Annotated in this window: 5 protein-coding genes; 2 read left to right on the plus strand and 3 right to left on the minus strand. The window is 70.9% G+C overall.

Annotated elements, in window-relative coordinates; genetic code table 11:
* Positions 1 to 4: 4 nt before the first annotated feature.
* Positions 5 to 6,418 (minus strand): type I polyketide synthase, encoded by a 6,414-nt coding sequence (locus KALB_RS31080; RefSeq protein WP_042222775.1) that lies wholly within the window; start codon positions 6,416 to 6,418, stop codon positions 5 to 7.
* A gap of 32 nt (positions 6,419 to 6,450) precedes the next feature.
* Positions 6,451 to 7,179 carry an SDR family NAD(P)-dependent oxidoreductase gene (locus tag KALB_RS31085; RefSeq protein WP_420811838.1) on the minus strand — a complete coding sequence of 243 codons (729 nt, stop codon included), beginning with the start codon at positions 7,177 to 7,179 and terminating at the stop codon, positions 6,451 to 6,453.
* A gap of 564 nt (positions 7,180 to 7,743) precedes the next feature.
* Here KALB_RS31085 and KALB_RS31090 point away from each other — a divergent pair.
* Complete coding sequence (locus KALB_RS31090; RefSeq protein ID WP_025359584.1) at positions 7,744 to 8,973, plus strand: DUF6801 domain-containing protein; 1,230 nt, start codon at positions 7,744 to 7,746, stop codon at positions 8,971 to 8,973.
* An 811-nt stretch (positions 8,974 to 9,784) separates the two neighbouring features.
* On the opposite strand, the gene KALB_RS31095 is transcribed toward KALB_RS31090, so the two are convergent.
* Positions 9,785 to 10,981: a lipase family protein gene (locus KALB_RS31095; RefSeq protein ID WP_030111431.1), complete on the minus strand. Its 1,197-nt coding sequence runs from the start codon at positions 10,979 to 10,981 to the stop codon at positions 9,785 to 9,787.
* 245 nt (positions 10,982 to 11,226) lie between these two features.
* On the opposite strand from KALB_RS31095, the gene KALB_RS31100 reads away from it, so the two are divergent.
* Complete coding sequence (locus KALB_RS31100) at positions 11,227 to 12,450, plus strand: PucR family transcriptional regulator (protein WP_025359586.1); 1,224 nt, start codon at positions 11,227 to 11,229, stop codon at positions 12,448 to 12,450.
* Positions 12,451 to 12,453 lie beyond the last annotated feature (3 nt).

Consider the following 12,453-nt stretch of genomic DNA (forward strand, 5'->3'; position numbering starts at 1 on the left):
CGGCTCACCAGCCCGAGGCCGTGTAGACGACCGAGCGCACGCTGGGCGAGCCCCAGGCCAGTTCGCGCAGCAGGCTGGCGACGCCCTGCTCGGGGTCGATCATCGAGATGCCCCGCTGCGCGTAGGACCTGCCCAGCTCGGGGGTCACCATGCCGCCGTGCTGGTCGGTGGGCGCCCACGGTCCCCAGTGGACGGTCAGCGCCCTGGCCCCGGTGCGCAGCGACCACTGACCGGCCAGCGCCTCCAGCGCGTCGTTGGCCGCCGCGTAGTCGGACTGGCCGCGGTTGCCCAGCGCGGCGGCGATGCTGCCGAACAGGACGGTGAACCGCGTCTTGCCCGGCAGTTCGGCCAGCTCGGCCAGCAGGGCCGACGCGCCGTCCACCTTGGTGCCGTACACCCGGTCGAAGGACTCGGTGTCCTTGTCCGCGACGAGCCGGTCCTCGATCACCCCCGCGGCGTACACCACCCCGTCCACCCGGCCGTGCTCGGCGTGGATTTCCTTGACGAACTGGCGGACCGCGTCGGTGTCGCGCACGTCCAGCGTGTGGTAGCGCGCCTGACTGCCGTGCGCCCGCAGCTCGCGCAGGGTCGTCTCCACCTCCCGACCGGCCAGCACGGCCCGCGCCCGCCGGTCGATCGTGGCCGGGTCGCCGCCCAGCCGGGCCAGGACCCCGCGCAGTGCGACCAGGTCCTGCGCCGCGAGCACGTCCGGGTGCTCGCGCTCGTCGGACAGCACCGTGCGGCCCGCCAACTCGATCCGGCACCCGGTGGCCGCCGCCAGCGCGACCGCGAACCGCGCGGTGATGCCGCGGGCACCGCCGACCAGCACCAGCACCGAGTCCCGGTTCAGGCCCAGCGCGGTGGCGTCGGGAGCGATCTCGGAGCCCAGGTCCACCGGCACCAGCTCGAAGGTGGACCGCCGGTACTCCGAGCGGATCACCACCGGCTCAGCCGCTTCGATCAACAGCTCCTCGGTGAGCATCGTGCCCACCGCCTCCGGCGAGGTCGCGGTGTCCACCTCGACCAGCCGCGCGATCGTGTCCGGGTATTCCCGGTGCAGGGTGCGGAAGAACCCGCGCAGCCCGGTGACGCCCTGCTGGTCGGCCACGGCGATCACCCAGCGCGGGCGCTTGACCAGCACGGAGCGGAACATGGCGAACCCGGCGGGCAGCACCGGTTCCTCGCCGGAGCCCAAGCCGTGCAGGGAGATCAGGCCGTCCACCAGTTCGATCTCGTCGAACTCCGGTAGACCGTCCACAACGGACACCATGGCCCCGCGTGCGGACAGCTGACCCGCGACCTCCTCGGCCAGTTCCTCGCTGCCGCCCGCGATGACGATGTTGGCGCCCAGCAGGGACACCGGGTCCCCGGGTGGCCGCTCGGCCGCCGCCACGAGTTCGAACAGGAACCGTTGCGGGGCCTGGCCACCAGGGGTCTCGGGAGCGTTCCCGGCCAGGAGTGCGGCCATGCGGCCCGCCGTGCGCGCCTTCACCAGCTCGTCCAGATCGGCCTTCGCCCCGATCCGCGCGGTCAGCTCGCCCGCGATCTCGGTGCGCTTGATCGAGTCCACGCTCAGGTCCGATTCCAGGTCCAGCTCGGGGTCGATCATCTCGCGCGGGTAGCCGGTGCGCTCGGAGATGATCCCGATGATCGTGCCCAGCACGTCGGGCTCGTCCCGCACCACCGGCTCCTCCGGCACCGCCACCGCGGGAACCGGCACCGGCACCGCGTCCACCACGACCGGGGCGGCATTGAGGTAGCTGAGCAGCACGTCCCGCTGCGCGGCGATCAGCTCACGGCTGTTGCGCAGGTACTCGTTGAGCACGGCGTCCCGGCCGCCCTGCGGGGCCAGCTCCCCGATCAGCCTGGCCGGGGCGAGCCCGCCGGGCACCGGGTGACCGTCCTTGGTGCGCACGAGCTGACCGTCCACTGTCCATCCAGGTGTCTCGGCGGGGGTGAGGGAGCTGACGTCCCGCGCGTCGCGCCCGGCGAACAGCCAGCCGGTGCGCAGGCCGGGGCCGCGGACCGCGAGCTGGGCCAGTGCGTTCAGGAAGCCGGTGAGCCCGGTGGCGCCGGGCCGTTCGCAGCTGATCACGGTGTGCGGCCGGTCGCCGAGGATCGCCTCGACCAGCCCGCCGAGCACGCGACCTGGTCCGGCCTCCAGGAAGGTCCTGGCCCCGTCGGCGTACATCGCCTCGATCTGCTCCACGAACCGGACCGGCGCGCCGATCTGGGCGGCCAGCTCGGCGCGGACACCGCCCTCGGGGTACGGGCTCGCGGTGCGGTTGGACCACACGGGCACCCGCGGCGAGCCGATCTCCTGCTGGGCAAGCGCTTGCGCGAACAGGTCACCGGCCGGGGCCACGACCGAGCTGTGGAAGGCGCAGGCCACCGGGATGGACTTGGCCGCGAACCCCTTGGCGCGCAGGGTCTCCATGGCGATCTGCAACTCGGCGGTCGGCCCGGAGATCACCACCTGGCGCGGCGAGTTGTGGTTGGCGACGACCACGCGACCGTCCACAAGAGACTCGATCTCGGCGCTGGTCGCGGCGACGGCCGCCATGCCGCCGGGATCATCACCGGCAGCGGCGAGGATCGCCTCGGCGCGCGCCTTGCTGAGCTCCAACAAGGTGCTCGCGTCGTAGGCCCCGGCCGCAGACAGGGCGACGAGCTCGCCGTAGCTGTGCCCGCCGAGCATGTCGGCGTGCACGCCCGCCCTGCCCAGCAACCAGTTGACCGCCAGCCCGGTGACGCCCAGCGCGGGCTGCGCGAACCTGGTGTCCCGCAGGCGATCGGGCCGCTCCCCGAAGGTGTCGGCGGGCAGCATCACCTCGGCGGTCCGCCCGGCCAGCTCCAGGAACCGGCGGATCTCCGGGAAGGCCACGAACAGTTCGGCGAGCATGCCGGGACGCTGGCTGCCCTGGCCGGGGAACAGCAACGCGAGCTTGCCCGGCTCGACCTGGCCAGCCCGGTACAGGCCGCGCTCCGGCTCGGTCCGACCGTCCCGCGCGGCACGCAGCAGGTCCACCAGCTCCGCGATATCCCTTGCCACAACGGCAATCCGTGCCGGTCCGGTGTGCCGGGCCGCCGTGCGGGCCAGGTCCCGCAGGCTCCACGCCCCGGAGCCCGCGAGTTCCAGCAGCCGCTCGACCTGCTTGTCCTCGCTGAAGGTGAACAGCTCGGCGGGCCACTCGCGCAGGCCGCTGCGGGCGGCGGACCGGTGGCCCTGCACCACGACGTGGAAGTTCGTGCCACCGAAGCCGAAGGCGCTGACCCCGGCGAGCCGTTCGGCGGGCGGCTGGGTCCACGGCAGGGCCTTGCTGGTGAACGCGAACGGGCTGCTCTCCCCCTGCCAGGCGGGGTTCGGCTCGGTGACGTGCCGCGTGGGCGGCTTGACCCCGGTGTGCAGGGCCATCGCCGTCTTGATCAGTCCGGCCAGCCCCGCCGCGCACTTGGTGTGCCCGATCTGGGACTTCACCGAACCCAGCACGCAGGTGCCCGCCCGCGCACCGTCCGCTGTGAACACCGTGGTCAGCGTCTCCAGCTCGGTCCGGTCACCGACGACCGTGCCCGTGCCGTGCGCCTCCACGAGTCCGAGCTGAGCGGGTGAGACCCCAGCGCCGCGGTAAGCCCTTTCCAGTGCACGGCGCTGACCTTCGGCGCGCGGAGCCGTGAGCCCCAACGCCTTGCCGTCACTGCCGCTGCCCACGCCCTTGATCACGGCGTAGATCCGGTCGCCGTCCCGCTCCGCGTCGGCCAGCCGCTTGAGCACCACGCAGGCCACGCCCTCACCGAGCGCGATGCCGTCCGCAGTGGAGTCGAAGGTGCGGCACCGGCCGGTGGCCGACAGCGCGCCGACCGAGGAGAACAGCAGGTAGTCGTCGATCGCGTTGTGCAGGTCCGCGCCGCCGCACAGCACCACGTCGCTGGTAGCGCTCACGAGCTCCTTGCAGGCGACGTCCACCGCCGCGAGCGAGGAGGCGCAGGCCGCGTCCACGGTGTAGTTGGCGCCGCCGAGGTCCAGCCGGTTGGCGATCCGGCCGGAGATCACGTTGGCCAGCTTGCCGGGGAACGAGTCCTCGGTCAGCTCGGGCAGCTGCGCCGCGAGCTCCTCGGGGATCTTCTCCAGGTAGGAGGGCAGGGCCATGCGCAGCGAGGTGGCCGTGGCCAGGTCGCTGCCCGCCTCGGCGCCGAAGACCACGCTCGTGCGCTCGCGGTCGAAACCACCCTGGGCGTAGCCCGCATCCGCCAGTGCGCGCTGGGCGACCTCGAGGGCCAGCAGCTGCACGGGTTCCACGGCGGCCAATGTGGACGGTGGGATTCCGTAGCTCAACGGGTCGAACGGGATGCTCGGCAGGAAGCCACCCCACTTGGACGGGGTCGTGTCCCCGTTGCTGCGGCCGGTGCTGCCCTCCGCGAAGTACGTGTCGGTGTTCCAGCGCTCTGCGGGCACCTCCGTCACGGAGTCGGTGTTGGCCACGATGTTGGCCCAGAAGCGATCCAGGTCGCCCGCACCGGGGAACATACAGGCCATGCCCACGATCGCCACGTCAAGCGGCGCCGGTGATTCGTCCACTTCGGACGAACTGACCGACACGGCGGCGCGGAACCGGGCCGCCCCGGTGGTCACCGAGTCGTGCAGCGCGGCGATCGTGGTGATCTCCGAGCGCAGCACCACGACCTGGCCCGCCATGAACAGGCCCTCGGCCAGCTGCTCCCCCTCGTCCACCGCGACGAGCTGGTCACCGTCCCGCTTGGTGCCCTTGCTGGCCACCCGCAGGCGGCCCACGTTGAGCTGCTCCAGGCGCTGCCAGACCTCCCGCTCCGGCACGCCTTCCGCGGTCAGGCGCGCGCCGAACTCGTGGAAGGTCTCGGTGAACGGGCTGGGCACGCACCGGGTCACGTGGCCAGGCGCGGTCTCCAGCAACGCCGTGGTCTCGGCCTGGACCACCTGCCGCTGGAACAGCGGCTGGATGGCGCCGTGCGCCACGGCCTCGGCGGTGAACAGGTAGCCGGTGCCCATCAGCACGCCGATGCGGGCCCCGCGCCTGGTCAACGGCTCCGCCAGCGCCGTGATCATCGCGGCGGAACGCTCGTCGTGCACCCCACCGGCGAACAGGATCTGCGGCCGCGCCGACCGGTCGCGGTCCAGGTGGTCGGTGAGCACCGCGATCTGGGCTTCCCACAGGGAGAACGCGGAACGCGGGCCGATGTGGCCGCCGCACTCGGAACCCTCGAACACGAACTTGCGCGCGCCCGCCGCCAGGAACTGCGCCAGCAGTCCCGGTGAGGGCACGTGCAGGAACGTGGAGATGCCCACGTCCTCCAACGCCTTGGCCTGGTCGGGTCGGCCACCGGCGATCAACGCGTGGGTGGGCCGGACCTCGCGGATGACCGCCAACTGCGCGGCGCGCAACTCCTCCGGCGCGAAGCCCAGAACGCCCACGCCCCAGGGCTTGTCGCCCAGCCGGTCACGGGCCTCCTCCAGCATCACCCTGGTCTGCTCGCCGGTGGCCAGCGCCAGCGCGATGAACGGCAACCCACCCGCGTCGGCCACGGCACCCGCGAACCCCGCGCGGTCGCTGACGCGGGTCATCGGCCCCTGCGCCACCGGCAGGTCGGTGCCGAACTCCACCGCCAGCGGGGAACCGGGCGCCAGCGCGGCGCTGTCCGGCACGCGCAGCGCCTCGTCCACGGCGGTGCGGATCGCACTCAGTGAGCGGGCAACGGTGCCGTACCGCTGCGCGAACTGCTTGGCCAGGAAGGCGTCCTGGCCGATCACCAGTTCGCGGTTCTTGGTCAGCGCGCGGTGACCGTCCACAACGGACGTGTTCGTGCCGTCACTGGTGGCGATCGCCGTGCGCAGGTCCTCGGGCAGCTCCGACTCGGGCAGCAGCGCCAGCTGCACGTCCAGCACGACCCCGGTCGCACCGCCGACCACGGCGGCGGCGGCCGTGTTCGGCCCGATCCCGCCACAGGCCCACACGGGCACGCCGATCCGTTCGTCACCAAGGATCTTCTGTACCAGCACGAAGCAACCCAGCTCGCCGACCTGGCCGCCCGCCTCGTTGCCGCGCGCGATCAGCCCGTCCGCGCCCGCTCGCACGGCCGCCACCGCCTCGGCCACGGAGGTCACCTCGGCCAGGACCAGCCGCCAGCCGTGCACCTCCTCGATCCGCCAGGGCGAATTCCGGCCCAGCACAACGGTGTCGACCCGCTCGTCGAGCACGGCGGGGGTCAGCGCGCAGCCCTCGGTCACGCGCACCGCGGACCCGGCTTCGAGCAGTTCCAGCTCGTGCGGCTCGGCCGTGCCGAGGTCGAGCACGCCGAGACCGCCCGCCGCGGTGACGGCCGCGCACAACGCGGCGCTGGGGTGCACACCGAGGACGAGTCTGTGGTGCTCCGCGAGCGATCCCATGAGACCTCCGTTGGTCCGCGTGCGCAGCCGGGTCACCGGAGCACGCGCTGCTGGGCCGCGATCCACTTGTCGGGGTCGGCGGCCTTGCGGGCGCTGAGCTCTCCGACCTCCGGGTGCGGCAGGATGAGGAACCTGTGCTCGGCCAGCCCGCGCACGGTCGCCTCGGCGACCTCGGCCGGCTCCAGGATCGGCGCGGCACCGGCCACGGCGCGCGCCGCCGGGTGTCCAACTTGGACACCGGGCATCAGCAGTTCGGTGCGAACCCCCCACGGGCACAGAGCGCTCACGCCGACCCCGTGCTGGCCGTAGGTGAAGGCCAGCCACTCGGCCAGCGCCACGGCCGCGTGCTTGGTCACCGAGTACGGCGCGTCCCCCGGCAACCCGAGCAGGCCCACCGCCGAGGCGGTGATCAGCAGGTAGCCCTCGCGCCTGCGCACGAAGGCGGGCAGCACGGCCTGGGCCAGGTGCACGTGGGCCATCACGTTGACCGCCCAGGAGTTGGCCCACTGGACCGCACCGGCGTGCACCCCCATGCCGGTGGCCACGCCCGCGTTGGAACAGACCAGGTCCGGGTCGCCGAACTCGGCCGTCGCGGCGACGACCAGCTCGCTGACCTCGGCGGGCCTGGTCACGTCGGTGCGCACCCCGATCGCGGGCACACCCAGCTCGCGGACCTGTGCCGCCACCTGCTGGGCGGCCGGGCCGTCCAGGTCGGCCAGCACCAGGCCGCGCGGCCCCTCGGCGGCGAACCGCACCGCCATGGCCGCGCCGATACCCCGGCCCGCACCGGTGATGACGACCGCCTTGTCGCGAATTTCCACGAGCTCCTCCGCCGCCACGGCACCAGGGGAACTCCCCTGGTGGAGCGGATATTTCGGGCTTCGACGAGAACGTGCCCAGAACGTAGGGTCGGCCTTCACACAGGGTCAACCGGGCTCGGGAAAGTTCTTGTACCCGCAGTACCGCCCCGCGGAGCTTTTGTCAGGATGTGAGCACCTGGGGCCTGGTCGCGACACGGCTGACACGCACCTGGCTACAACAACTCAACCTGGTGCCAACCTCGGGCTTGACGGCGGCACCGTCGGTGCGCGGATCCCCAAGAACTGTCATTGATCGCCAATTGTGTGGTTGCCGTGACTGTGACGGGCTGACAAGGGTGCCGCCTGCGCTTGCGCCCCCGAACGGGGCTGGTTAGCTTGTGGGTTACATACCGGTAATTGGCCGGGATGGTGCCAGTACAAACCAGCCATCGACACGCCTCCCGTCGGGAGGTCCCCTGTCGTGCGCATTTGCATCACTGGCGATGCAAAGGAAGAAGGATGGTTGTGAATCATCGCAAAGGTTCGAAGAAGGTGTTCGCGGGAATAGCCGCGGTCGGTGCCGCCGGTCTGGTCACCGCGGGTCTGGTGGTGGGTGCGGGCACCTCGATGGCCGCCCCGGTCACGCTGACCCAGAACTACACCTGCCCGTTCCCCCTGATCGGCAACCAGACGATCAAGGTGGTCGTCACCTCCGACATCCCGTCGAGCATCCCGGTGGGCCAGGCGACCGGCGTGTTCAACATCAAGGCCGTCTCGACGGTGCCGGAGACCGCGACCCAGGGGCTGAACCTGGTCGGCGCTACCTCCATCGAGGGCACTGCCGTCTCGGGCGATGAGGTGGTGGCTCCCGAGGCGACCCTGCCGGTCAACGTTCCGGTGAACATCGCCAAGACCGACATCCCCGCATCGGGCGCCTTCGACATCGTGGCCACCGGGCAGACCCCCTCGCTGACCTTCAGCAAGGCGGGCAGCGCGACCATCAACGTCAAGACGCTCAAGCTCACCATGACGCCGAAGAAGGCCGATGGCAGCCCGACCGGGCTGGGCACCTTCGACTCGGCGTGCACGCTGAACAGCGGTGAGCCCACGCAGCTCACCAAGTTCGACATCACCGGTGGTGGTGGCACGACCACCACCACGGCCCCGCCGACCACGACCACCACCACGGCGCCGCCGACGACCACCACGACCACGGTGCCGCCGACGACCACGACCACCACGCCCGGTGGTGTGAAGTACAGCTACACCCTGGCGGGCACCTCCGCGCTGAAGAACCTCAACGGCTCGGTCCCGCTGTCCGGCAGCATCAACGCCGACCTGGACCTGGGCACCAGCAAGTACACCGCGGACCTGGCGCTGGAACCCACCAGCGGCAAGTTCAGCCTGTTCGGCTTCCTGCCCGTGACCTCGCAGGTCGCGTTCTCCTCGGTGGGCAAGACGACCGGGACGGTGACCGCCGGTGCGCTGGTCTCCAACTCCAAGCTGAACATCAGCCTCCCGCAGGTGACCCTGTTCGGCATCCCGATCAGCAACTCGCCCGACTGCCAGACCACGGCCCCCTCGGACATCAACCTGAAGTCCGGCCCGGGGTTCGACCTGCTCAAGGGCGGCAAGCTGGCCGGTGAGTACTCGATCTCCTCGCTGAAGGGCTGCGGCTCCTTCAACGACTACATCAGCGCCTTCACGGCCAGCTCGGGCAACACCATCGACATGACGCTGACCGCCAAGCACTGACCCGCCCCACCCCGGTGCCCCTGTCGCCCCCCGCGACAGGGGCACCGCCATGCCCCCACCCAGCGAGTCCCGGCCACCGAGGCGCGAGTCCCGGCCACTGGGGCGCGAGTCCGGCTTGAGGCGCGAGTCCCGGCCTGAGGCGCGCGAATCCCGCCCTGGCCCGTGCGAGTCCCGGCCTAGGGCCCGCGAGTCCCGCCCACCGGGGCACGAGTTCCGCTCTGAGGCCCGCGAATCCCGCTGACCTGCACGCGAATCCCGGCCAGGAGGGCCGTCCCGCCGAGTCAGCGCCGCCTCGCCATGTCGCGTGCCGTTCAGGACGTTCAATGTCCCAAGGGGCACCTTTGGGACGTGCTGGGGTGCCGGCTCAGCACTGGGTGCCGTGAAGGTGCCCCTTGGGACGCTCAGTGTCGCGAAGGGCACCTTTGGGACGTGGGCTCATGGCCCGTGTGACGTGGGCGCGTGGCCCGGCGAGCCTGTTCTGGGCCTGTGCCGCCGTGTCGCGGGCCGTTCGGGACGTTTACCGTCGCGAAGGGCACTTCCTGACACCGCCGAGACGCGCTGCGAAAGGACCTTTCGCTGCGTTCAGCGCAGTGAAAGCCACCTTCGCGGCGGTCGTGGCAGGCGCACACCGTCGCCAAAGGCACCTTCGGGGCGGGTCCGCCCTGGGCCAGGCAGCGCCGCCTCGCCATGTCGCGTGCCGTTCAGGACATCCAACGCCGCGAACGGCACGCGACACGGCGGGAGCGAGGTGGCACGCACGCACACAAAAGCGCCCCGCACCGGAGTGCGGGGCGCCTGCGGGGCGGCCAGGTCAGCAGTTCGACGTGGCGGGGGTCCCGGCGATCCGGTCCTTGAGGAACTGGAGGACGTCGGCGTTGCCGGTGTAGACCAGGGTGATGTGGTCGGTCTGGTAGGTCTTCCACGTGATGTTGGCGCCCGCCTTGCAGTACGTGGCGTGCAGCGCGGCGGCCTGCGAGTAGTCGACGAGGTCGTCGCCGGTGGCGTGGTACTCGAACACGGGGACCTTGGGCGGGGTGCCGCCGAGCTTGTTCTCGCCGACCCGCGCGAGCCATGGCGGGGTCAGCACGGGGCTGCTGGTGGTGTAGTCCTGCAGCTTCTTGTCCTTGTAGTTGAGCAGGAGCTCCAGGGTGCACGAGGTCTGCTGGAGCTTGGCGAACTCGGTCCGGCCGGTGTCGGTCAGGTACGAGTCGAGCTTGAGGTCGGGGTAGGCGTTGTCCAGGCCGATCAGCGAGTACGCGAGCAGCCCGAAGCCCTTGTGGCCGTCCAGGGACAGCGCGACCTGCACCAGGTCGGCGGGCACGCCGCCGGCGGCGATGCCGACCAGGTTCAGCTCGGGGGCGTAGGTCGGCTGCTGCTGACCGGCCCACATCGCGGCGCCGCCGCCCTGCGAGTAGCCGCGGAACACGACCTTGGCCTTGTCGGACAGGCCGGTCTCGGTCAGTCGGCTGGCCGCACGCACCACGTCGATCACGGCGTGCCCCTCGGACTGGCCGGTCACGTAGGTGGTGCGCGAGGTGGGCCGGTAGCCCTCGTAGTCGGTGAGCGCCACGGCGAAACCGCTGTTGAGCAGGTCGTTCACACCCGGTTGCTCGTACAGGGCACCGATGGCGATCATGTTGGACGGGGCGCAGCGGAAGGCGGGGCCCTCGGTGCCCGCGGCGAAGCTGGCGATCGGGGCCTTGGCCGGGTCGGCGCCCTGCGGCACCATGACGGTCCCGGTGACCACGTCGGGCTGGCCAAGCGCGTCGGTGGACAGGTACATCACCTGCCACGCCTTCACCGCGGGACGGGGAAATCCGACGTTGATCTGGCGCCAGCGCACCACATCGCCGGGAGAACCGTTGGGCAGCGGTGAGGGCGGCACGTAGAAAGCGTCACCGGGTGGGGAGGGCGGGGTTGTTTCCGCCGTGGCGGTGCCCACGGTGAACACCGTGGTCAGCGTCAGGATCACGGGCAGGAGCACCCGATATCGCGAACGAGTGCGCAAGGGTCGCACCTCCAGAAGGGAGAAACACGAAGTGCATTCACGAGTCGGGCACACACAAAGAGCCCAGAATGCGGTGAACAATGTTACCGCCAAGTAGCCGGTGAATCAACGGGACAACTTTGTCAGCGCTCAACAGTTGTCCGGAACGAAGTTGTCGAGCGGACACAAGCACCATCCTTATTTGACAGGGCACCGTTCCCACTCCTAACGTCAGTGTACGCGATTCCCTGCCCAGCGAGGTGGCGATGATCAGGGCTGATCTCACCATTGCGGAAAACAACGAGCGCATCGACGACGCCCGCCAGTTGTGGGCGAGGGTGTCGGCGCAACAAGCCGACATGCTCAGGCCGTACGCCAACTCACTGGCCAGGGACATCATCGCCGAGATCCAGCGCGGTGTGCCCGCCTACGCCCAGCCGCTGCGCGGCAAGTTCGGCCAGGTGCTGGTCGGCGGGGTGGAGCGGGCGATCCTGCAGTGCTTCGAGAGCAGCGGCAACCCGGAGGCCTCCACCGACGAGTGGGCGGCCTGGTTCCGCTACTCGGGGCGGGTGGAGTTCACCGAGGGCCGCACCATGGACGCGTTGCAGACGGCGGTGCGCATCGGGGCGCGGGTGGCCTGGCGCCACCTGGCCGCGATCGGCCGCTCGCTGGGCATGTCCACGGAGAACCTGCTCATGATGGCGGAGGCGATCTTCGCCTACGTGGACGAACTGTCCGCGGTGGCCATCGAGGGCTACACCGAGGCGCAGGCCCAGGCCGCGGGCACCTTCGAGCGGCGGCGCAGGCAGTTGCTCAAGCTGGTGCTGGCCGAACCCACGTCCTCGGCCAAGGCCGTGCGGGAACTGGCCGCCGCGACGCAGTGGCCGGTGCCCACGCACGTGGCCGCGGTGGCCTTCGAGTACCGGGAGGACCAGTTCGACCTGTCCGGTCTGGAGCCGGGCGGCACCGCGCTGGTCGACTTCGAGAGCGACAGCCCGTGCATGGTCACCTCGGCCCCGGAACAGGACCTGCGGGGGCACTGGGGTGATCGCCGGGTCGCGGTGGGGCCGACCGTGCCGCTGGCACAGGCCGCGCGCTCACTGCACTACGCGCAACGGGCCATCCTGTTGGCACAGCGCGGGATCATCCAGGTCGATGGGCCGATCTGGTGCCACGACCACCTGTCCAAGCTGATGCTGTTCACCGACGAGTTCCTGCTCACCCACCTGACCCGGCGCAGCCTGCACCCCTTCGAGGGCCTGACGGTCAAGCAGCGCGAGCGGCTCTCGGCCACCCTGCTGGCCTGGCTGGACACGCACGGCGGGGTCAACGAGATCGCTGCCCGGCTGGACATCCACCCGCAGACCGTGCGATACCGCATGCACCAGATCGAGGAACTGGTCGGGCCCCAGCTGTCGATCCCCGAGGAACGGCTCAAGCTGGAGATCGCCCTGCGCGCCGAGCAACTGCTCGCCGAAACCGACCGCTGAGCG

The organism is Kutzneria viridogrisea DSM 43870 (assembly GCF_000525635.1).
Classification (GTDB): Bacteria; Actinomycetota; Actinomycetes; order Mycobacteriales; family Pseudonocardiaceae; genus Kutzneria; species Kutzneria viridogrisea.